The organism is Curtobacterium sp. MCJR17_055 (genome assembly GCF_003224335.1).
In the GTDB taxonomy this organism is placed as follows: domain Bacteria; phylum Actinomycetota; class Actinomycetes; order Actinomycetales; family Microbacteriaceae; genus Curtobacterium.
Map to the genome: position 1 here is coordinate 42,209 of NZ_QKLF01000002.1, position 21,393 is coordinate 63,601.

The window sequence follows — 21,393 nt, forward strand, 5'->3', positions numbered from 1 at the left end:
CCGGCATCCCCCTCCACCCGACTTCCCGCCCCGGCGGTTCGACCACCCAACCAGAAGGATCCACGTGTCCAAGCGCATCGAGGTCGACGGCCTCAACGTCTACTACTCGAAGTTCAAGGCCGTCGAGGGCGTCGACATGACGATCGAGCCCCGCACCGTCACCGCCTTCATCGGCCCGTCCGGCTGCGGCAAGTCGACCTTCCTCCGCACCCTGAACCGCATGCACGAGGTCATCCCCGGTGCGTACGTCGAGGGTTCGGTCAAGGTGGACGGCGACGACCTGTACGCCCCCGGCGTCGACCCGGTCATCGTCCGTCGTCAGGTCGGCATGGTCTTCCAGCGCCCGAACCCGTTCCCGACGATGTCCATCAAGGACAACGTGCTGGCCGGCGTCAAGCTGAACAACAAGCGCATCTCGCGGTCCGAGGCCGATGACATCGTCGAGCGCTCGCTGCAGGGTGCCAACCTGTGGAACGAGGTCAAGGACCGCCTCGAGAAGCCCGGCATGGGCCTGTCCGGTGGTCAGCAGCAGCGTCTCTGCATCGCCCGCGCGATCGCCGTGCAGCCGGACGTGCTCCTCATGGACGAGCCGTGCTCAGCGCTCGACCCGATCTCCACCCTCGCCATCGAGGACCTCATCGAGGAGCTGAAGAAGGACTTCACGATCGTCATCGTGACCCACAACATGCAGCAGGCCTCGCGCGTCAGCGACAAGACCGCGTTCTTCAACATCGCGGGCACCGGTCAGCCCGGTCACCTCATCGAGTTCGACGACACCGCCACGATCTTCTCGAACCCGTCCGTCAAGTCGACCGAGGACTACGTCTCGGGTCGCTTCGGGTGATCAGCCGCCGGTCGGTCCGCTGACCACCAGCCGGGAGGCCCGGTGCACGTCCGCCACGGACGGCACCGGGCCTCCTGTCGTTGCGTCCACAGGCCCGGGCCCTGCGTCCCACGAGACACACCCGTTTGAGCGGCACGCCCCCGTCGACACTCGACGCCCCCGTCCCCACACGACGCCCCGTCTGCGCGGCACGCCCCGTCCCCACGCGACGCCCCCGTCTGCGCGGCACGCCCCGTCTGCACGACGCCGTCCCCACGGGACGCCCGCGTCTGCACGGCACGCCCCCGTCCGTACGAGACGCCCCCGAGCGCAGCGAAGCGCCGCCGTTTTCGGCGGCGTCCGGCCCACTCGGCGGCGTCCGGCCCACTCCGGAGCGTCTGGCGCACTCGGCGGCGTCCAGCGCCCGGCGGCGTCCGGCTCACCCGGCGGAGTCCGGCTCACCCGGCGGCGTCCGACCCACTCGGCAGCGTCTCGCGTGCCTGGCGGCGTCTCGCCGCTCGGCGGACCGGCCGCACCACGAACGGACGGGAGGCTCCGCACCAGCTGGTGGGGAGCCTCCCGTCCGTGGCGCAGGTGCGCGGGCGCTCAGGCCTCCGACGTCGGCACGGCCACGACCGGCTCGGAGGTCGGCTGGTCCGACCCGCCCGCCGGCTCGACCGTGATGCCGATCGTGTCACCGGCGACCATGGTGCCGCGGAGCACCGCTGACCGAACGCCGCCGTCGACGTCGTGCATGAGCCCGGCTGCCTCGATGGTGCCGCCGGACTCCTGCGAGCCGATGTACCAGAGCTCGTAGGTCTTGCCCTTCGGCGCGGCCTTGACCCCGTCGAGGATGACCGCGGAGCGCCCGAGCTGCCCGGACCACACGACCGTGGCGGTCCCGCCGCCCTTGACCTTCGCCGAGCTGCGCTGGAAGTCCGGCGCCGCGTAGATCTGGTCGAGGCCGGAGGCAGCCTGCGTGGTGGCGGGGGCGCCGCCGTCGTCCGAGAAGAGCGACGGGCCGACGCCGAGGCCGACACCGAGGAAGACGACGGCCACGGCGGCGGCGGCGCTGAGGGCGGCCGCGGGACGCTGGAACCAGCGGGCGCGGGCCTTCGTCGCGGCGCGACCGGAGTCGGAAGCGAGGTCGGCGACGGGCGCGGGCCGGGCCTCCTGGACGGGCTCGACGATGCCCTCCTCGTCGGAAGCTGACTGATCGAGCGCCGGCAGCTGCGGCGTCTGGGCGATCTTCGCCATGAGCGAGGCCTTGAGGTCGGCGCGGGGCGTGACCGGGGGCACGGCGTAGGCGAGGGCGAGGGCGGTCTCGCGCAGCGAGTCGGCCTCGAGTCGGAGTTCGGGAGCGGTGCGGAGGGCCTGCTCGACCGAGTGGCGCTCCTCGTCACTGAGCGCGTCGAGGGCGTGGGAGCCGGTCATCAGCTCCGGGTCGTCGTGTCGTTCGGTCATGAGTTCACCCCCATCTCGTCACGGAGTCGGATCATCCCGTCGCGGAGACGGGTCTTGACGGTGCCGATCGGCACCCCGAGTCGCTCGGCCATCTCGCTGTGCGAGAAGCCGCCGTAGTAGGCGAGTTGCACCGCCTGCCGCTGGAACTCGGTGAGTCGGGAGAGCGCCCGGCTGACGCGTTCGTGCTCGAGTCGGATCTCGACCGACTCGGAAACGGAGTCGAAGTCCGTCTCGAAGTCGCGGATGCCGATCTTCGTGTCCCGGTCGCGGGAGGACTGCGATGCCCGCACCCGGTCGACCGCTCGGCGGTGCGCCATCGTCAGCACCCAGCTGGCGGCACTGCCGCGGGCCTGGTCGAAGCGCGTGGCCTGCTGCCAGACCTCGAGGAAGACCTCCTGCGTGACCTCTTCCGACTGCGCCCGGTCCTTGAGGAGCCGCGTCACGAGTCCGAGGACCCGGCCGGACAGCTCGTCGTACAGGTCGGAGAACGCAGCCTGGTCGCCGGTCGCGACCCGGATGAGCAGGTCGTCCGCCGACACCGGTTCCGGGGCGGCGGGAGTCCAACCATCCATGTCGCCTTCCACGAGAGTGAGCATTGCAGGTTTTCCTCCTTCCCGGGTGGACGGCGTCCTCCGCGCGCACTGGACAGTGCGCTCGGCGACGGCGGTCGCGGTGGTCATCAGTCGGGTCCCGTTCGGATCGGGTGACGCAGCGGTCGCTACGCGGGTGGTGCCGTGTTCAGGTGCCGAGGCCCCGTGCGACCCACAGGGAATTGACCCGGGAGCGGGCCCGGGTCGCACGGGGACCTCGTGTGATCGTCGTGCGACGGTCACGCTGATGATTCGGCACCCTCGCGCCGTCGGTTTGGGTCAGGATCGCTTGGGATGTCCGCTGCGGTCGGCGGACAGTCTTGCGGGCGCCGCGGCGGTGGTCGGCGTGCTCTGGACGGGCGTCGGCCGCACCGCGCCGACGCGTCCGATGCAGGCCCGGATACGGGTGCTGACGGAAGGTCCGGTCACGGGTGCTGACGGGAGGCCCGGATGCGGCAACAGGCCGGGCACCGCGGGTGGGCGCGGGCTGGGCACCGCGAGTGGGTGCGGACCGGGCACCGCCACGGGGTGCGAGCGCGGCACCGCGACCGGTTGCGGGCTGGGAGCGCGAGCGGACCCGGAGCGCTGTCCACGGCGCGCGCGGTCGCGGATCTGTCCCCCCAGAGTGAACACCTGGGTACGGACGGGGAGGTGTCTCGTACACTTGATCTCGCCGGGCCGCAGCAAGCCCCGGGCTCCAATATTCGCCGCTCCGAGCGGCCTCGCGCCGAGAGGCGCTTCTGCGGCCCGGTCTTCTCATGTCCGGGCTCGGACCCGGGTGACCCGCGTCCGCCCGACGCGGCGGCGTCCTGACGGACGTCTCGACCGCCGAACGGTGCTCGTGTCCGTCACCGTGCAGTCCGACGACGCAGTGACCAGGCGGCTTGTCGGAGGGTGGTCAGTCCAGGCTGTCGCGACGCCACAGCGCCGCAGCGGCGGACAGGTCCTCGGCCAGCTCCGCGAGCCGGTACGCGCGCGTCGTCAGCGCCGATGCCCGCTCCTGGGCCGTGCGGTCCGAATCATCCGCGACCGAGGTCGCCCCCGCGGCGGTCAGCCGCGCGAACGCGGCCCCGCGCTCGAGCGCCACCGCGAAGTCGCCCGTGTACAACCCGTGCAGGATCCGGTCGGACAGGGTGAGGATCTCCGCCGGGCCGGTCGGTTCCTCGGCACCCGCCACGGCCTGGTCGATCGTGCCGATGAGCTGCGTGCCGCGCTCGAAGAGGTAGGCGATCTCCTCGGGGTTCTGCCGGATGACGGTCCGCACCAGGTAGATGCGCCAGAGCGCACCCGGCAGGGTGTGTGCGCCGACGCGGGCCCACAGTTCGGCGATCGCGTCGATGCCGTGCACGTCCGTGTACGTGACCAGCCGCTCGACGACGGCGGGGTCCGGGTCCTCCCGCACGCGGTGGAGGAGCGCGTTCGCCGTGTCGTGCGCGACGCGGTTCACCAGCGCCGGGTCCTCACCGCCCTGGATGGCGGCGAACTCGGCGTCGGTGAACTGGACGGGTCGGTGGTGTTCACGAGGCACCGCGACAGTGTAGGCGCTGCTCTCCCGATACCCTTGGTCGCGAGGGCCTCTAGCTCAGTTGGTAGAGCACCGGACTTTTAATCCGAGGGTCGTGGGTTCGAGCCCCACGGGGCCCACCTCTGGTCGGGACGCCCACCGCCCTCTTCATCCGAGGGTCGTGGGTTCGAGCCCCACGGGGCCCACCTCTGGTCGGGACGCCCACCGCCCTCTTCATCCGAGGGTCGTGGGTTCGAGCCCCACGGGGCCCACCTCTGGTCGGGACGCCCACCGCCCTCTTCATCCGAGGGTCGTGGGTTCGAGCCCCACGGGGCCCACCTCTGGTCGGGACGCCCACCGCCCTCTTCATCCGAGGGTCGTGGGTTCGAGCCCCACGGGGCCCACCTCCTCGTCGCCTCCCGTCCGACCGTGCCGCCCCGTTCTGGGGTCCGCGCCCGTCTCGCGAACGGGACATGATGCTCGTTGTGGGGGTACCACGCCGCAGCGCGCCTGTGGTGTGGTGCTGTCATGCCCAGCGCCACCATGGACTCCGCACAGCACGACGACGTCTTCACCCGCACCCAGATCGTCGATGCGATGATCCGCGTACTCCACGAACTGCCCCTGCACGAGGTCACCCCCGCTCGCGTCGCCGCAGAGGCCTCGATGAGCGTCGAGACGATGACCGGCTCGTTCCCGAGCTGGGACGGCCTCCTCCTCGCGAGCATCGACCGGTGGAACGATCAGCGCACGACGGGGCTGATGCCGATCGCCGCCGAGCTGGGCACGGTCCGGTTCCTCCGCGCGATCGTCATGAAGAACATCGAAGACCCGTCGCTCATGCGGTTCCTCACCGCGATGCTGAACATCGCCGCGGCACCGAACCACCCGCTCGCGCCGATGCTGCACAGCCGGTGGCGCCGGTTCCAGAGCTTCGTGCAGGAGTCCCTCGTGCAGGACATCACCGTCGGCCGCGAACCGCACACGATGGAGCCGGCTCGCGGTGCCGAGCAGCTGATCGCCACGTACGAGGGCCTGCAGCTGCAGTCGATGGTCCGTCCGGAGATGGACCTGCTCGAGTCCTTCGACCGAGCCGTGACGCGTCTCCGCGAGGGATGGTCCCGCGCCTACGTCCCGCCCGTGTGGGACCTCTCGCAGGCGAGCTGATCCCGGGGTACAGCTCGCCCCCAGGTGATCCTTGGTCGCCGCACTGTCCACATCGGTGCCCCGCTCAGCAGTCTGTTGGATTCACCCGGATATGGTCGTTCTCGTTCCGCTCACCGCGGGACGTCAGCACTGAACGAACCACACCGAACGGGGTACACCGTGATCGAGCCCATCGACGCCACGCAGACCAGCTCCACCGGTGACGCGCGCCGCCTCGTGGAGCTCGCCGCCGCCACCGGGACGAGCATGAGCGACGAGCTCCTGTTGGACACCCTCCGACGCAACGCGAAGGTCAGCATCCGGCACATCCGTGCCGACTTCGCCGAGGTCGCGACCGGCACCGCCGTCCTCGGGTACGTCTGCCGACAGCGCAAGGACTTCCTCGCGCTGCGCGGTGACGACCCGGCATGGGCGCAGGAGATCGGCCGCTACCCGAGCGAGTCACTCGCGGTCGAGGCCCTGCGGATGCGTCGAGCCTGACCCGACCGCCGCAAGCGACCGGCCGGCCAGGCCGATCGCGTCACCCCGGTCAGGACCAGACGCGTCGGATCCCCCACGAGCCGGTCCACGTCTCGTCGGCCTTGAGCCACCGCAACCCCTCCCCCGAGTTGAGCGCGTCCGCGGGTGCGGTCATGGGCTCGACCGCCACGGCGAGCCCCTTCCCGTCACCGCGGGGGAACTCGCGGGACGTGAAGACCTGCACGTAGGGGAACGACGCGTCCTGCCACAGCTCGACGCCGTCGCCCTCGGGCCCGTGCAGCGACGTCCGACGGATGCCGTCCGCGTCCGGCTGCACGTCCGTGTACGCCGTGTCCAGGTCCGCGTCACCGGCACGGAGCCCCTGGCGCAGGTCGACGTCCGTCCCCTCGACCGGGCGGGTGCCGTTCGGGATCTTCCGCTCGTCGACCGTGAAGGCGGTCGCGGCGTCGAGGCGGATCACCAGGTCCTCCGCCGGGGTGTCGCCGGCCCGGAGGTACGGGTGCGACCCGACCGCGAACGGCGCCGGGCGACCGGAGCGGTTCGTGATCGTGTGGGTGATGCGGATGCCGTCCTCCACGAGCTCGTGGTGCACACGCGTCTCGAGGGTGAACGGCCAGCCGTGCTGCGGGTGGATCGTCGCCTGCTGCTCGATCGACGACTCGGTCTGCTCGACGACGCGGTACGGCGCGAAGCGGAGCAACCCGTGCGAAGCGTTGCCGTACTTCGGCTCCGAGATGTCGAGCTGCTGCGCCGCCCCGTCCAGCTGCCACACGCCACCGGCCACGCGGTTCGGCCACGGCACGAGGACGATGCCGTTCGCCCCGGCCGGGGCCTCGCTCGCGGGGAAGGGCTCGGTGAGGTCGAACCCGGCGACCCGCAACTCGCGGATGCCGGCGGCGACCTCGGTGACGACGGCCTCGACGACGCCGTCGGGTCCCGCGTGCCGCAGGTGGTACTGACCGCCGGTGGGTGCCGCTGTGCTCATGGGTGCTGCTTCCTCTCCGATGTGCGGGTCGCGCCCGCTGGTCCGTCCGCGACCACCACGTGGACCCCGGCCGCCCGGATCCGGTCGACCGCGTCCGCGCTGGCTCCCGCGGTGACGACAACGTCGACGTCCTCCAGCGTGCTGACCACGCCGATGTCGGCCCGGCCGAACTTCGACCCGTCCGCGACCACGACGGTACGCCTGCCCGCCGCCGCGAGGACCCGCTTCGCCTCGGTCTCGGGCAGGTTCACGTTCGTCAGCCCGTGCTCGACGTCCAGCCCGGTCCCGCTGAGGAACACCAGGTCGGCGGACAGCATCGGCAGCACGGTGGCGTTGAAGGGCGCGACGAGCGAGTGCTGCATGGGCCGGAGCGTGCCACCGGTGACGACGACGGTGAAGCGCGGCACCGCCCGTTCGAGCGCAAGGGCGGTGGTGAGCGAGTTCGTCACGACGGTCAGGTCGACGAGGTCCTCGCGTGCGACGAGCGCCTCGGCGACGGCCGCCGGGGTCGTCCCGACGTCGAGGACGATGCACTGCCCGGAGCGCACGAGGTCAGCTGCGGCCCGGCCGATCGCGGCCTTCGCGGTGCTGTTCTCGACGGCCGTCACCTCGAGCGGACGCTCGCGTGAGCCGGCCCCGAGGCGGACCGCACCGCCGTGCACCCGGCGGATCCGGGCCTCCCGGTCGAGGGTGGCGAGGTCCTGCCGGACCGTCACCTCGCTCGTCCCCACCGCGGCGGCCAGGTCAGCGGTCCGGACCATGCCGCGGGCGCCGTCGAGGATCGCGACGATGCGCTCCTGGCGCAGCAGTGCGGGCAGCACGGGAGGCTCGTCGGTCGTCACGGGACGAGTTTCGTCTGCTTCCACTTGCTTTCGCAAGTCTTCGTACCGGAGTACAGTGATGCGGTGATCACGAAACGTGCGACGACGCTCGCGGACGGCCGCGACCTCTTCTACTTCGACGACGCGGACTCGACGCTCCCCGCCGAGCGGAGCATCGACCACCGCGTCCTCGACCCGCGGCCCGAGACCGCGCGGATGCGGCAGGACGTCCTGACCGGTGAGTGGGTCTCCATCGCGGCGAGTCGGCAGAACCGGGTGTTCCTGCCGCCGGCCGACCAGGACCCGCTCGCACCGCAGACCGCTGCGAACCCCTCCGAGATCCCGAGCCGGTACGACGTCGCGGTGTTCGAGAACCGGTCCCCGTCGTTCGGTCCGATGCTCGAGGCGGACGACGCTCCGGAGTCCCTCGAGTCCCTGTCCGATGTCGGTCTCGACCGTCAGCTCCGGAGCGTCGGCCGCTGCGAGGTCGTGTGCTTCTCCCCGGAGACGAGCGGCTCGTTCGCGTCGATCTCCGAGTCGCGGGCCCGGACGGTCGTCGAGGCCTGGGCCGACCGCACCGCGGCCCTCTCCGCCATGCCCGGTATCCAGCAGGTGTTCCCGTTCGAGAACCGGGGCGAGGCGATCGGCGTCACGCTCCACCACCCGCACGGGCAGATCTACGCGTACCCGTACGTCACGCCGCGCACGCAACGACTGCTCGCGTCGATCGAGCGCTTCGGGCCGGACCTGTTCGAGCAGCACCTCGCGAACGAGCGCGCGTCAGAGCGCGTGGTGCTGCAGGGCGAGCACTTCACCGCCTTCGTGCCGTTCGCCGCACGCTGGCCGATCGAGGTCCACATGCTGCCGCACCGCCACGTGCCGGACTTCGCCGGCCTGACCGAGGCCGAGAAGGACGAGCTCGCACACATGCACCTGCGGCTCACCCGCGGGCTCGACGCGCTGTACGACACCCCCACGCCGTACATCGCCGCGTGGCACCAGGCGCCGGTGCACACCGCGCGCGACACCGTGCGGCTCATGCTGCAGATCACGTCCCCGCGTCGCGCGGCGGACAAGCTCAAGTTCCTGGCTGGCAGCGAGGCCGCCATGGGCGCCTGGATCGGGGACCTCGTGCCCGAGAAGGCGGCCGAGTTCATCCGAGGAGGGATCGAACGCGCATGACGTTCCAGCAGGTCTACGGGTACGAGCCGGCGGTGCGGTACTCCGCTCCCGGTCGCGTCAACCTCATCGGCGAGCACACCGACTACAACGACGGGTACGTGCTGCCCTTCGCGATCGACCGGCGCACGGTGGCGTCGATCGCCCAGCGCGAGGACCGGCTGATCCGGGTCGCATCGGCGTTCGAGCCGGACGCGGTGCACGAGCTCTCCCTCGACGAGCTGTCGCCCGAGAACATGGACGGCTGGTCGGCCTACGTGTTCGGCATCGCCTGGGCGCTCCGCGAGCAGGCCGGGGCCGACCTGTCCGACAGGACCGGCTTCGACGTGTTCATCGACTCGGACGTGCCCGTGGGCGCCGGCCTGTCGTCGAGCGCCGCGATCGAGTGCGGCGTCGCGCTGGCGTTCACCGACCTGTGGGAGCTCGGCCTCGACCGCAAGGTCCTCGCGAAGGTCGGGCAGTACTCCGAGAACCACGCCGTCGGTGCCCCGACCGGGATCATGGACCAGTCCGCGTCGCTCCTCGGCGAACAGGACGCGGTCGTGTTCCTCGACTGCCGCACGCTCGACACCGAGGTCGTCGACCTGGCGCTCGAGGCGAACGGCCTCGAGGTGCTCGTCATCGACACCCGCGTCGAGCACGCCCATGCGACCGGTGGCTACAAGGCCCGTCGGGACTCGTGCGAGCGCGGCGCCGAGGTGCTCGGCGTCCCCGCGCTCCGTGACGTGTCCGTCGAGGACCTCCCGCGCGCGCAGGAGCTCCTGGACGACGAGACCTTCCGCCGTGTCCGCCACATCGTCACCGAGGACCAGCGCGTCCTCGACACCGTGGAGACGCTCCGCGCGGACGGGCCCCGCGCGATCGGGTCCCTGCTGGTCGCGTCACACGAGTCGATGCGCGACGACTTCGAGATCTCGGTGCCGGAGCTCGACCTGGCCGTCGACACCGCGATGGCGAACGGTGCCGTCGGCGCCCGGATGACCGGTGGTGGCTTCGGCGGTTCGGCCATCGCGCTCGTCGACCGGGAGGCCCGTGAGCGCATCGCCGCGGCCGTCACCGCCGCCTTCGCCGACGCCGGGTACCGCGAGCCGACCGTGTTCACGGTGCACGCGGCGCAGGGCGCCCGGCGCGACGCGTAGCGGCGCGGCCGCGCGGCGCCCGGCGCGCGGAGCTGGCCGGGCGCGCTTCGCGCTGAGCGACAGTGCGCGGCCCGGCGGCCGCGCGGACTGTCGCTGACCGCGAAGGGCCATGCCGGCCGGCCGCGCCCGTCGGGCCGGCACCGGGCCTCCCGGCCGCCACGCTCCTGCGGACCGCGGCGTCACCTGTATCCACACAACGAGAACCGGCTCGCGCCACGGACGTCCGTGGCGCGAGCCGGTTCTCGTTGTGCAGGGCCGATCTGCGCCGACTGACGACGGCGGGCCTACCGCGTCCGCGCACCTACTTCAGGTGGCGCTCCGCGGCCTCGACGACGTTCTTCATGAGCATCGCGCGGGTCATCGGTCCGACCCCGCCCGGCGTCGGCGACAGGAAACCGGCGACCGACGCGACCGCGGGATCGACGTCGCCGCGGAGCTTCGCCTTCCCGGTCGCCGGGTCGACGATGCGACTGATGCCGACGTCGATGACCGCAGCACCGGGCTTGACCCAGTCCGGCTGCACGAGCCCGGCGACCCCGGCCGCGGCGACGATGATGTCGGCGCGGCGGCACTCGGCGGCGACGTCCTCGGTGAGCGAGTGCGTGAGGGTGGCGGTCGCCTCGAGCCGGGTGAGCAGCAGCCCGAGCGGACGACCGACCGTCAGCCCCTGCCCGATGATCGTGACGTGCTCGCCCCGGATCGGGACGCCGTACGCCTCGAGCATCGCGACGATGCCGCGCGGGGTGCACGGCAGCGGGGCGTCGATCGTGCCGGCGCCACCGGGGACGGCGAGCACGAGCTCACCGAGGTTCGTCGGGTGCAGGCCGTCGGCGTCCTTCGCCGGGTCCATGAGCTCGAGCATCGGGATCGGGTCGATGCCCTGCGGCAGCGGGAGCTGCACGATGAACGCGGTGACCCGCGGGTCGTCGTTCATCTGCAGGATCGCAGCCCGGATGTCGGCCGCACTCGCGGACGAGGGCAGGTCGATGCGGACCGAGTCGAGCCCGATCTGCGCCGAGTCCTTGTGCTTGCCGGCGACGTAGGAGACCGACCCGGGGTTCTCGCCGACCATGATCGTGCCGAGACCGGGACGGAAGCCGTGGTCGTGCAGGCGGTCGATGCGGACCTTCAGGTCGTCGAGCGTACGCGCGGCGAGGACGGTGCCGTCGATGCGGACGGCACTGCCCTCCCCCGCCCAACGCTCACGAGGGAGCGCGGCGCTCACGCGTAGAGCGGGAACGCGTCGGTCAGGGCCTCCACCCGGGCCGAGAGCGCTTCGATGTCCGGGTTCGGCATGAGGGTCAGCGCGATGATGTCCGCCACCTCGGTGAACTCGGCGTCGCCGAACCCGCGGGTCGCGAGCGCCGAGGTGCCGATGCGGACACCCGAGGTGACCATCGGCGGACGCGGGTCGAACGGCACCGAGTTGCGGTTCACGGTGATGCCGACCTCGTGCAGCAGGTCTTCTGCCTGCTTGCCGTCGACCTCGGACTCGCGCAGGTCGACGAGCACCAGGTGCACGTCGGTGCCGCCGGTGAGGACGTCGATGCCCGCGGCCTTGGCGTCGTCCTGCGTCAGCCGCTCGGCCAGTGCCTTCGCACCGCGGAGCGTGCGCTCCTGGCGGTCCTTGAACTCGGGCGTCGCGGCGAGCAGGAACGCGGTGGCCTTGGCGGCGATCACGTGCATGAGCGGGCCGCCCTGCTGCCCCGGGAACACGGCCGAGTTGAGCTTCTTGAAGAGCGACTCCTCGTTGGACAGGATGATGCCCGAGCGGGGACCCGCGAGCGTCTTGTGCACGGTCGAGGAGACGACGTGGGCGTGCGGGAGGGGCGACGGGTGCAGGCCCGCGGCGACGAGCCCGGCGAAGTGCGCCATGTCCACCCAGAGCGTCGCACCGACCTCGTCGGCGATCTCGCGGAACTTCGCGAAGTCGAGCTGACGGGGGTACGCCGACCACCCGGCGATGAGGACCTTCGGCTGGTGCTCGATCGCCTTCGCGCGGATGTCGTCGTAGTCGACCTCGAACGTCTCCGGGTCGACGCCGTAGGACACGGCGTTGTAGATGCGGCCGGAGAAGTTGAGCTTCATGCCGTGGGTCAGGTGGCCGCCGTGGGCGAGCTCGAGGCCCAGGATGGTGTCGCCGGCGGAGGCGATGGCGTGCAGGACCGCGGCGTTCGCGCTGGCGCCGGAATGCGGCTGCACGTTCGCGTACGCGGCACCGAAGAGGGCCTTCGCGCGGTCGATGGCGAGCTGCTCGGCGATGTCGACGAACTCGCAGCCGCCGTAGTAGCGCTTGCCCGGGTAGCCCTCGGCGTACTTGTTCGTGAGCACCGAGCCCTGCGACTCGAGGACGGCGCGGGGCACGAAGTTCTCGGACGCGATCATCTCGAGGGTGTCGCGCTGACGGCCGAGTTCCTGCTGGAGGACGGCCGCGATCTCCGGGTCGACCTCGGCGAGCGGGGCGTTGAAGGTGGTCCGGGCTGCGTCGGCGGACGCGGCGGCGGGGGTGAGATCGGTGATGGACACGGGACTCCTCGTTGTCTGGCCGCCGCGCACACGCGTACGACGGGGTGGACGGGTGGGCGCGGCCCAGGCGTACGGCTGCGCTCCGTGTCAGGTGTCGCTCCCCGATGGTGACCCATCCAACGCCAGTCGCGACCGTTCGATCGTACCGAGGCCGCAGGTTCGTGTCACCCTTGTCCCCATGACCATGCTGAGTCCGGACCTCGACGAGCGCACGTCGGTGCGGGCCGACGTCCCGTGGACGACCGTGGTGTGGGACGACCCGGTGAACCTGATGTCGTACGTCACCTACGTCTTCGAGTCGTACTTCGGGTTCCCGCGGGCGAAGGCCGAGCGCCTCATGCACCAGGTCGACTCCGACGGTCGGGCGGTCGTCGCGACGGGGCACCGCGAGGAGATGGAGCGACACGTGGAGGCCATGCACGGGTACGGCCTGCAGGCGACCGTCGACCGGGCCCCCGCCGCGTGATCCCCTTCGTCCGTCGCGCCGACGGCGTGCACCTCGGACTGGCCTCCGGCGAGCGCGCCGTGTTGACGTCCCTCGTGGAGCAGTTGCGCCAGGTCCTCGACCACGACCTGGCGACGGACCCGGTGGCGACGCGGATGTTCCCGGACGCCTACCCGGGGGACGACGAGGCCAGCGCCGAGTTCCGCCGGTACACGCAGGACGACCTGCGCACCGCCAAGTCCGCCAACGCGGCCGTCGTGCACGAGTGGCTGACGGGCACCCGGGACGGAGCGCTCACCCGCGCCGACGAGCAGGCCTGGCTCCGGTCGCTGACCGACCTGCGGCTCACCATCGCGGACCGCCTGGGCATCGTGGACCGGGACACCGCGGACAACGGCCTGGACGGGGACGACGGCAGCATCGGCCTGCGGGACGTCTACGACTGGCTCGGGTACGTGCAGGAGCACCTGGTCGTCACGATCTCCTCCCGCTGACGGCCAGGAGGCCCGTTCCACCGCCGCCACGTGCCTCCCGTCCGGTCGCGCGCTGACGCGCGCACGCCCCCGGTACCCTGATCCGGTGACGACCCCGACGCCCGAGACCCCCACGCACTGGACCCTGACGCTGGTCTGCGACGACCAGCCCGGCATCGTGCACGCCGTCTCCGGAGCGGTCGTCGCGGCCGAGGGCAACATCACCGAGTCCCAGCAGTTCTCCAGCGCGGACACGGACACCTTCTTCATGCGCCTGCAGGTGATGGCACCGGTGGACCGCCAGACGTTCCAGGAGGCCCTCGCTCCCGTCGTCCAGCGCTACGGCATGCGCGTGCAGCTCGACATCGTCGGCCGGCCGATGCGGACGCTCGTCCTCGTGTCGAAGGCCGGCCACTGCCTCAACGACCTGCTGTACCGGCAGCGCGGCGGGCAGCTGCCGATCGACGTGCCGCTCGTGCTGTCGAACCACACCGACCTCGCCGAGCTGGCGTCGTTCTACTCGGTGCCGTTCGAGCACCGACCGGTGTCCGACGCCGGGTCGAAGGCCGCGATGGAGCGCCGGATCCTCGAGGCGGTCGAGGAGCACGACATCGAGCTCGTCGTCCTCGCCCGGTACATGCAGATCCTCTCCCCCGAACTCTGCGCGGCGCTCGCCGGTCGTGCGGTGAACATCCACCACTCGTTCCTGCCCGGCTTCAAGGGCGCGAACCCGTACCGGCAGGCGCACGCCCGCGGGGTGAAGCTCATCGGCGCGACGGCGCACTTCGTCACGAGCGACCTCGACGAGGGCCCGATCATCGAGCAGAACGTCGTGCGGGTCGACCACACCAAGGAGCCCGCCGAGCTGGTGTCCATCGGTCAGGACGAGGAGTCCCGCACCCTGACCCAGGCCGTGCGCTGGATCGCCGAGGACCGCGTGCTCCTCGACGGCGCCCGCACGATCATCTTCAAGTAGGTCCGCCGATGCGCGACGCTCCCCGCAGTCCGGTCGACCCTGGCGACGACCCCGTGCCCGCGCCGGCCCCCACGCCGCATCCCCCGGTGGACGTCTGGACCGTCCTCCGGTCCCTGGTGTGTGCCTTCGGCCTGCTGTCCCTGGCGTACTGGGGCTACCTGTCGTGGCCGTACCCGTTCCCGGCGGTGTTCTTCATCGTCGGCGCCCCGCTCTTCGCGGCCGTCGTCTGGTACCTCTTCCGGTCACCGCGCTCCCCGATCGAGACCGACGTGGTCGGGAAGACCGTCGTCGAGACCGCCCTCGTCGTCGCCGCCGGTGCCACCTGGATCTCGCTCGGCCACCCCGTCGTCGGGCTCGTGTTCGTCGTCGTCGCTGCGGTCAGCGGCGTGGTCGCGTTCCGGCGGGAGACCGCATGACCGACGCAGGCCGCGGGGACCGCGTGGAGGCCCGGACCACGCTGTTGCGCGCCGCCCGCCTGGTCGACGTGGCCGGGTCCGTCGAGGACGGATGGGTGCTCGTCGGCGGCGACACGATCCTCCAGGCCGGGTCCGGAGCCGCACCCGCGGCGGAGGAGGTCGTCGACCTCGACGACGCGGTCCTGACGCCCGGCTTCACGGACCTGCACGGGCACGGCGGCGCGACCGAGGCGTACGAGGACGAGTCCTTCACCCGTGCCCTCGCGGTGCACCGCTCGCACGGCACCACCCGGTCGGTCCTGTCGCTCGTCGCGAACCCCGTGCGCGCGTTGGTCGCGTCGCTGGCGCAGGTGCGTACCGTGATGGCGACGGACCCGCTCGTGCTCGGCGTCCACCTGGAGGGGCCGTTCCTCTCCCCGCACAACAAGGGCGCCCACAACGAGGACCACCTCATCGCGCCGACCCCGGCGGACGTCGACACCCTGCTCGAGGCCGGCGAGGGCGTCCTCCGGCAGATCACCATCGCGCCCGAGCTGCCGGGAGCGGTCGACGCCGTCCGCCGGTTCGTCGCCGCGGGCGTCACGGTCGCGGTCGGACACACCGTGGGGACGCTCGACCAGGCGCGTGCCGCCTTCGACGCCGGCGCCACCGTCCTGACGCACGCCTTCAACGCGATGCCTGGGCTACACCACCGTGCGCCGGGGCCGATCGGGGCGGCGGTGTCGGACGACCGGGTCACGCTCGAGCTGATCCTGGACGCGGTCCACGTGCACCCCCTCGTCGCCGCGACGCTGTTCCGCGCCGCCCCGGGTCGGGTCGCGCTCATCACCGACGCGATGGGTGCGGCGGGAGCGGCTGACGGCGACTACCGCCTCGGGTCCCTCGACGTCACCGTGACGGACGGGGTCGCGCGCGTCGCCGGGACGGACACCATCGCAGGGTCGACCCTGACGCAGGACGTCGCACTCCGGAACGCCGTGACCCTCGCCGGGCGGACGCTGCCCGAGGCCGTGGCGGCGCTCACGAGCACCCCGGCCGCGGCGATCGGGCTCGGGGACCGGCTCGGCCGACTCGCGCCGGGGTACGCGGCGGACCTCGTCGCGCTGTCGCCGACGCTCGAGGTGCGGCGGGTGTGGGGCGGCGGGCGCGAACTGCGCTGACGATCGGCGCTCCGGTCCGCGGACGTCTGTGACACTCCGTGACGGCATGCGGCGCCGGCCTCGACCCGGCTGCATAGGCTCCCTGCACCGGCGGACCCACCGCCGCCACCCGGAGGAGCACCGATGCCCGAGCAGTCCATCGCCGAACAGGTCGACACGTTCAACGAGGGCTTCATCGCCCAGATCGGCCCCGACCTGAGCGCGGTGTTCGACCGGGAGCAGGCGGCTCTCCGTGCAGCGGGTGTGCCGAGCACCGCCGCCGGCGTGGGCGACACCGTCCCCGACGCCGCGCTGCTGACGGCGACCGGCACCGACACGTCACTGGCCGCCGAGCTCGACGGCTCCCCCGCCGTCGTGGTGTTCTACCGCGGCGCCTGGTGCCCGTACTGCAACCTGACGCTCCGCACGTACCAGCAGGACCTGCTGCCGGAACTCACCGCCCGCGGGGTCCGGCTCATCGCGATCTCACCGCAGACGCCCGAGGGCTCGGAGCAGGCGATCGCGAACGGCGAGCTGGCGTTCCCCGTCCTGTCGGACCCGGCAAATGCCCTGGCCGCGCAGCTCGGCATCGTCACCGAGCCGGACGGGCCCGCGCGGGAGGCGCACACGCAGCTCGGCTTCGACGTCGCCGACAGCAACGTCGACCACACGGCGCAGATCCCGTTCCCGTCGGTGTTCGTCGTCGACGGCGACCGGGTCGTCCGGTTCGCCGACGTGCACGTCGACTACACGACGCGCACCGAGGTGGCGGAGGTCCTCGACGCCGTCGACCGCGTCGCCGGGTAGCGGCTCGCCGGGTAGCGGGCGCTCGGACTTCGGGCCGCTCGTAGAGTGTGGCTATGGACCACTCCGACGTCGTGGACGCCCTCGGCACCTGGACACCGGACACGACGAAGGAGCGGGACCCTGCCTGGCGCGACGCGCTCGCGGGGTGGGTCGGACCGGCCCTCGACCTCGTCGGGGACGCCGCGTGGGGCGCGATGGTGCGGGACGCCGTCGGGCTGCCCGTGGCTGATCCCCTCGCTTGGGCCAACCGGCGGATCGACCTGCCGGGTGGCGGGTGGGCCGTCGCCGGCATCCGGTTCCGCGGGCGCGACGTCGAGAAACCCTTCGTCGACGTCATCGCGACGACGGCGACGCCGGACGGAGCGGGCCTCGACGACATCGCCGTCCTCATGGACCACTACGCCGCGTTCGCACCCCGGTGCCTGCGGGTCCACCTGCCGGGCGACGTCTCGACGCCCGGCGCCGCTGCTGCCACCCCGCGTGGTGCCACGCTGCGCGCAGACCTGCTGGTCGTCGCCGGCGGGGTCGACGAGATCACCGCGCAGCCGCCGACCCGTCGGTACGAGGACGTGACGCTCGTCCGGACGAGCCCCGAGGACGCCGCCGGACTGGTCGCCTCGGTCTACCGGGAACGCATCGCCGACCAGCCGACCTCCGCCGACTGGGCGACACCGGCCGACGCGGAGTCCCTTGCCGAAGCGGACGAGCAGGGCCTCCTGTTCGAGGTCGTCGTGGCGGGCACGGTGGCTGGCGTGGTCGCCGCCGAGCGGGACGACTCGTACGGGCTGACCGGGTTCAGCGTGCAGGAGATCGTGCTCGACGCCGGTCACCGGGGTCGAGGTCTCGGCACGGCGACCGGGCAGCACCTGGCTCGCGCGCTCCCGGCCAGCCCGACGGACGTCCTCTGGGGCCACATCCACCCCGGCAACCGTGCGTCCCTGGCGAACGCCCGGTCCATGGGTCGGCAGGTCGTGTCCTCGCTCGTCTGGGTCACGCCGTCCGGTGCGAGCGGCATGCCCGAGCGCTGAGCCCAGGAGCTGGTCCGGCCGCCCTCAGCGGTCGGCCGGCCCCGCCGTCCCGCGGATCCACGACGCGATCATCGCCGTGGCCGTCGAGAACTCCGTCAGCGCCGGACGGTTCAGGAAGGCATGGCGGGTACCCGGCAGGACGTGGTGTGCCACGTCGACACCGGCGGCACCGAGCTCCGCCGCGAAGAGGTCTCCCGAGGCCGCCATGTTGTCGTGCTCGGCGTTGATGAACAGCGCCCGCGGGAACCCCCCGACGTCGTGGCCGCCGGGGAAGGCGAAGCGGTCCGACAGCCCACCGCCCCGACCGACGTAGTTGCGGTTCATCACGTCCAACGCCCACGGCGCGTGGGTGATCCGCCGGTGCCGACGCGAGCGCCGCCGCGCGTCGTGGTGTCGGGGGTGGACCGGGTGGAAGAACCCGTAGGCGAACACCGCTCCGGCCGGCGGGGAGGACCCGTCGTCGAGTGCGCGGAGCGTCGTGGCGGCCGCCAGGCACGCTCCGGCACTCGCGCCGCCGAGGACCACGCCGTCCGGGGACCGGGCGGCGACCGTCCGGTACGCCTGCAGCACGTCGTCGAGGGGCAGCGGGAACCGCACCCGGGGACGCCCCGCCCGCTGCCGGACCCATGCCAGGCCGGGGACCGGCGCCAGGCGGTGGTCCACCGTGGCCACCGGGACGCCGAGCCGGGCCAGTTCCTGCGCGACCGCGTGCGCCTCGGGCTGGTCGAGCCCGCCCCGGAAGAACCCGCCGCCGTGGAGCCAGAGGAGCGTCGGGGTGTCCGCGGTCCGGGCGGGGGACGCCTCGTACCACCGGATCGGGACGGCGTGGTCGGACTGCCCGGTGGTGCCGCTGGCCGCAGGCCCCCCGGCGTGCGTCAGCTGGCGCCGCCTCACCGGTCGCGCGGCCGGTCGCGCTCCGCGGTCGCCCACGTCGTGTCGGCGGAGTCACCGACACGGAGCGACAGCGTGCCGCCCCGGTTGACGAACGATGCCGGCACCCACGACTTCGTGAGGGTCTTCCCGTCGAGCCGCGCGCCCTGCACGTACTGCTCCGTCCCCGAGGACCGGATCACGATCCGCTGCCCGCTCGACCGCCGGATGTCGACGGTGCTGAACGTCGGGCTCCCGATGAGCATCTCGGCCCGGCCGGGCGTCTGCGGGAACAGACCGATGGAGGCGAAGACGTACCAGGCGCTCATCGTGCCGAGGTCGTCGTTGCCCGGCAGGCCGCTCGGCCCGGTGCGGTAGGCGTCGTCGACGACGCGGCGCACGGTCTCCTGCGTCTTCCAGGGCTGCCCGAGCGCGTTGTACATCCACGGCGTGTGGATGTCGGGCTCGTTGGTCGGGTCGAACCGCGTCGCGTCGCCACCGGTCACGGCCCAGTTGCCCGAGGCGTCGTGGAAGAACGCGTCGAGCCGGGCGACCGCGGCGGCGTCCCCACCGAGGGCGGACGACAGCCCGCTGACGTCCTGCGGCACGAGCCACGTGTACTGCGCGCTCGTCCCCTGCGCGAAACCGGTGCCGGTCGACGGCGACCACCCGGGCGTCCACGACCCGTCGGCCTGGCGCGCGGCCTGGTACCCGACGGCCCCGTTGAACGTGTTCTCCCAGTACTTGCCCCGGGCGGCGAACATCCGGGCGTCGGAGCGCAGCCCGAGCGACGACGCCCAGTACCCGAGGGCGCTGTCGGAGATGGAGTCCTCGAGCGTCTCGGCCGCGCCGCCCCAGCACGAGCAGTCGTCGTTCGCGGCGTAGTGCCGCTGCAGGTACTCGTCGAGCGCGGGCCGCTGCGCCAGGCACTGGCCCGGGCACCCGATGTCGCTCTCGGCGTCGGCGTTCTCGACGGTCGCCTGCTTGCGGAGCGAGGCGTAGGCCGCACGGACGTCGAAGTTGCGGACGCCCATGGCGTACCAGGTGGCGAGGGTCGCGGCCGAGGGGTCGCCGGTCATCACGTGGGTCGGTGCGCCGAGGTGCAGCCACCGGTCCCACACGCCGCCGTTCTGCTCGGCGAACCGCAGCATCGACTGCGCCATGTCCCCGGCGACGTCCGGCCGCAACAGCGCGAGCAGCTGGATCTGCGCCCGGTACTGGTCCCATCCGGAGTACGTGCCGTAGACGGCGCGGTGTCCGCGGTCGATCTGGTGCACCCGCATGTCCGGCCCGAGGTACCGTCCGTCGCGGTCGTTCAGCGTGTTCGGCTGCATGAGTGCGTGGTACACGGCCGTGTACAGCTGCGTGGTGCGGTCCGCGGTGCCGCCGCCGACCCGGATGCGCGAGAGTTCGCGGTTCCAGGAGGCACGGGTGTCGGCCGCCACGCTGGCGACGGTGGCGTGCTTCCGCACCTCGGCGTCACGGTTCGCGACGGCGCCGGCGGCGCTGACGTACGAGATGCCGATCTTCGCGTGCACGGTGGCACCCCGGCGCGCGTCGAACCCGACCCACGCGCCGGAGCCGCGTCCGGCCCGGTCGGCGCCGGTGAGGTACCCCTCCCCGCCGGAGGCGCGCGTGCCTCCCGGCTGGACGGCACCGTCCTTCCAGGTGCCGGTGCTCGTGAACGGCTTGTCGAAGGTGGCCGTGAAGAACAGGCGGTAGTAGCTGCGCCGGTCGGGGTTCGTCGCGCCGCCGCCGTTCGCGCGGCGGCTGCAGAAGCCGCCGGTCAGGACGCTGCCGCTGACTGTGCGGGTGCGGGCGTCGACACGGGTGTCGGCGGCCTCGCTGCCGTTGATCGAGTTCGACGTGCGGAAGAGCAGGTTGGCGTCCTGCCCGGCCGGGAACGTGAACTCGCCGATGCCGGCGCGGGTGGTCACGGCGAGGTCGGTGCTGACGCCGTTGTCGAGCGTGACCCCGTAGCGGCCGGGGCTGGCGTGCTCCTGGTCGTGCGAGTACCCGGCGGCGTAGACGGCGTCGGTCGAGTCCGCGGAGGGCGAGGTCGTGACGGGCGTCGTGACCGGCATGATCGGCACGTCGCCCGCGGCACCCGGAGCGCAGCCGGCGCCGTTGAGGTGCGTGAGGCTGAACCCGCGCAGCCGGTTGACGTCGTACGAGTAGCCGTTCGCGACCGGGGTGGAGGTCTGGTCGCCCTTCGTGCCCGTCGGGCTCCACTGGAGCATGCCGAACGGTGCGGTGGCTCCGGGCCAGGTGTTGCCGTCGTGGTTGGTCCCGATGAACGGGTCGACAGACGCCGCCGGGTCGGCTCCGTGCCGGGAGGCCGTGGTCACGCCCGCCCCGGACGCTGCGGTCCCCGGGCTGGCTGCGGCCGGGGCGACCACCGCCCCGGTGCCGAGCAGTGCGGCGATCGTGGCAACCGCGGCGAGCGGGACCGGACGGAGGAGCGGGCGACGGTGCGCGCGGGAACGGGTCACGGTCGTGACGCTAGCCCCCTCGGACGGGGGACGGCACCACCGTCACCGGGAGGTCGGCGGCTGTTCACG

Annotated in this window: 21 protein-coding genes, 1 tRNA gene and 1 riboswitch; of the genes, 13 read left to right on the forward strand and 9 right to left on the reverse strand. The window is 72.3% G+C overall.

All coding sequences use genetic code 11. The annotated features are described in order from the left end of the window. Nucleotides 1-64: 64 nt before the first annotated feature. Nucleotides 65-844 (forward strand): phosphate ABC transporter ATP-binding protein PstB, encoded by a 780-nt coding sequence (pstB, locus tag DEJ16_RS04240; protein ID WP_110824139.1) that lies wholly within the window; start codon nt 65-67, stop codon nt 842-844. Nucleotides 845-1,429: 585 nt separating this feature from the next. Here the strand turns inward: pstB and DEJ16_RS04245 are convergent. The 3 genes from DEJ16_RS04245 to DEJ16_RS04255 form a co-directional block, all read right to left on the reverse strand. After that, nucleotides 1,430-2,287 (reverse strand): anti-sigma factor domain-containing protein, encoded by an 858-nt coding sequence (locus DEJ16_RS04245; RefSeq protein ID WP_110824140.1) that lies wholly within the window; start codon nt 2,285-2,287, stop codon nt 1,430-1,432. Then, a complete protein-coding gene (gene sigK / locus DEJ16_RS04250) occupies nt 2,284-2,859 on the reverse strand; it encodes an ECF RNA polymerase sigma factor SigK (protein ID WP_258365816.1) in 576 nt (191 codons plus the stop codon). Before sigK ends, DEJ16_RS04245 begins: the two co-directional genes overlap by 4 nt. Nucleotides 2,860-3,775: 916 nt before the next feature. Further along, entirely contained in the window at nt 3,776-4,405 is a 630-nt protein-coding gene (locus DEJ16_RS04255) for a DNA-directed RNA polymerase subunit beta (protein WP_110824142.1), read from the reverse strand. A 43-nt stretch (nt 4,406-4,448) separates the two neighbouring features. Here DEJ16_RS04255 and DEJ16_RS04260 point away from each other — a divergent pair. The 3 genes from DEJ16_RS04260 (at nt 4,449) to DEJ16_RS04270 (ending at nt 6,028) form a co-directional block, all read left to right on the forward strand. Continuing rightward, nucleotides 4,449-4,521: transfer RNA gene (locus DEJ16_RS04260), tRNA-Lys, on the forward strand. Between the two features lie 388 nt (nt 4,522-4,909). Then, nucleotides 4,910-5,548, forward strand: a complete 639-nt coding sequence (locus tag DEJ16_RS04265) for a TetR/AcrR family transcriptional regulator (RefSeq protein WP_110824143.1) — start codon at nt 4,910-4,912, stop codon at nt 5,546-5,548. A 159-nt stretch (nt 5,549-5,707) separates the two neighbouring features. Then, nucleotides 5,708-6,028 (forward strand): hypothetical protein, encoded by a 321-nt coding sequence (locus DEJ16_RS04270; protein ID WP_110824144.1) that lies wholly within the window; start codon nt 5,708-5,710, stop codon nt 6,026-6,028. Between the two features lie 49 nt (nt 6,029-6,077). Here the strand turns inward: DEJ16_RS04270 and DEJ16_RS04275 are convergent, their stop codons facing one another. Both DEJ16_RS04275 and DEJ16_RS04280 read right to left on the reverse strand, forming a co-directional pair. Further along, complete coding sequence (locus DEJ16_RS04275; RefSeq protein ID WP_110824145.1) at nt 6,078-7,013, reverse strand: aldose 1-epimerase family protein; 936 nt, start codon at nt 7,011-7,013, stop codon at nt 6,078-6,080. Beyond that, nucleotides 7,010-7,855 carry a DeoR/GlpR family DNA-binding transcription regulator gene (locus tag DEJ16_RS04280; protein WP_110824146.1) on the reverse strand — a complete coding sequence of 282 codons (846 nt, stop codon included), beginning with the start codon at nt 7,853-7,855 and terminating at the stop codon, nt 7,010-7,012. The genes DEJ16_RS04275 and DEJ16_RS04280 overlap by 4 nt, the downstream gene beginning before the upstream one ends. 63 nt (nt 7,856-7,918) lie before the next feature. Between DEJ16_RS04280 and galT the strand changes: the two genes are divergently transcribed. Together galT and galK are read left to right on the forward strand one after the other, a co-directional pair. Next, nucleotides 7,919-9,016 (forward strand): galactose-1-phosphate uridylyltransferase, encoded by a 1,098-nt coding sequence (gene galT / locus DEJ16_RS04285; RefSeq protein WP_181419453.1) that lies wholly within the window; start codon nt 7,919-7,921, stop codon nt 9,014-9,016. After that, nucleotides 9,013-10,152, forward strand: a complete 1,140-nt coding sequence (gene galK / locus DEJ16_RS04290) for a galactokinase (RefSeq protein WP_110824148.1) — start codon at nt 9,013-9,015, stop codon at nt 10,150-10,152. Before galT ends, galK begins: the two co-directional genes overlap by 4 nt. A 301-nt stretch (nt 10,153-10,453) precedes the next feature. Here the strand turns inward: galK and DEJ16_RS04295 are convergent, their stop codons facing one another. Together DEJ16_RS04295 and glyA are read right to left on the reverse strand one after the other, a co-directional pair. Then, on the reverse strand, nt 10,454-11,377 hold the full coding sequence (locus DEJ16_RS04295) for a tetrahydrofolate dehydrogenase/cyclohydrolase catalytic domain-containing protein (RefSeq protein WP_110824149.1): 924 nt from the start codon (nt 11,375-11,377) through the stop codon (nt 10,454-10,456). Further along, nucleotides 11,374-12,678 carry a serine hydroxymethyltransferase gene (gene glyA / locus DEJ16_RS04300; protein ID WP_309146392.1) on the reverse strand — a complete coding sequence of 435 codons (1,305 nt, stop codon included), beginning with the start codon at nt 12,676-12,678 and terminating at the stop codon, nt 11,374-11,376. Before glyA ends, DEJ16_RS04295 begins: the two co-directional genes overlap by 4 nt. A gap of 54 nt (nt 12,679-12,732) precedes the next feature. After that, nucleotides 12,733-12,818: riboswitch (ZMP/ZTP riboswitch) on the reverse strand. A gap of 38 nt (nt 12,819-12,856) precedes the next feature. Between glyA and clpS the strand changes: the two genes are divergently transcribed. The 7 genes from clpS (at nt 12,857) to DEJ16_RS04335 (ending at nt 17,962) form a co-directional block, all read left to right on the forward strand. Further along, nucleotides 12,857-13,144, forward strand: a complete 288-nt coding sequence (clpS, locus tag DEJ16_RS04305; RefSeq protein WP_110824150.1) for an ATP-dependent Clp protease adapter ClpS — start codon at nt 12,857-12,859, stop codon at nt 13,142-13,144. Beyond that, nucleotides 13,141-13,617, forward strand: a complete 477-nt coding sequence (locus tag DEJ16_RS04310; RefSeq protein ID WP_110824151.1) for a DUF2017 domain-containing protein — start codon at nt 13,141-13,143, stop codon at nt 13,615-13,617. The genes clpS and DEJ16_RS04310 overlap by 4 nt, the downstream gene beginning before the upstream one ends. A gap of 85 nt (nt 13,618-13,702) precedes the next feature. After that, entirely contained in the window at nt 13,703-14,572 is an 870-nt protein-coding gene (gene purU, locus DEJ16_RS04315) for a formyltetrahydrofolate deformylase (protein ID WP_110824152.1), read from the forward strand. 8 nt (nt 14,573-14,580) lie between these two features. Further along, complete coding sequence (locus DEJ16_RS04320) at nt 14,581-14,988, forward strand: YrdB family protein (RefSeq protein WP_110824153.1); 408 nt, start codon at nt 14,581-14,583, stop codon at nt 14,986-14,988. Further along, entirely contained in the window at nt 14,985-16,148 is a 1,164-nt protein-coding gene (nagA, locus tag DEJ16_RS04325; protein WP_181419454.1) for an N-acetylglucosamine-6-phosphate deacetylase, read from the forward strand. Before DEJ16_RS04320 ends, nagA begins: the two co-directional genes overlap by 4 nt. Before the next feature lie 123 nt (nt 16,149-16,271). Continuing rightward, nucleotides 16,272-16,934, forward strand: coding sequence for a peroxiredoxin-like family protein (locus tag DEJ16_RS04330; RefSeq protein WP_110824154.1), 663 nt, complete (start codon nt 16,272-16,274; stop codon nt 16,932-16,934). A gap of 53 nt (nt 16,935-16,987) precedes the next feature. Further along, nucleotides 16,988-17,962 (forward strand): GNAT family N-acetyltransferase, encoded by a 975-nt coding sequence (locus tag DEJ16_RS04335; protein WP_110824155.1) that lies wholly within the window; start codon nt 16,988-16,990, stop codon nt 17,960-17,962. A 24-nt stretch (nt 17,963-17,986) separates the two neighbouring features. Here the strand turns inward: DEJ16_RS04335 and DEJ16_RS04340 are convergent, their stop codons facing one another. Both DEJ16_RS04340 and DEJ16_RS04345 read right to left on the reverse strand, forming a co-directional pair. Next, nucleotides 17,987-18,856 (reverse strand): alpha/beta hydrolase, encoded by an 870-nt coding sequence (locus DEJ16_RS04340; protein WP_181419455.1) that lies wholly within the window; start codon nt 18,854-18,856, stop codon nt 17,987-17,989. Further along, nucleotides 18,853-21,324, reverse strand: a complete 2,472-nt coding sequence (locus DEJ16_RS04345) for a GH92 family glycosyl hydrolase (protein WP_220032656.1) — start codon at nt 21,322-21,324, stop codon at nt 18,853-18,855. The genes DEJ16_RS04340 and DEJ16_RS04345 overlap by 4 nt, the downstream gene beginning before the upstream one ends. Nucleotides 21,325-21,393: the final 69 nt, after the last annotated feature.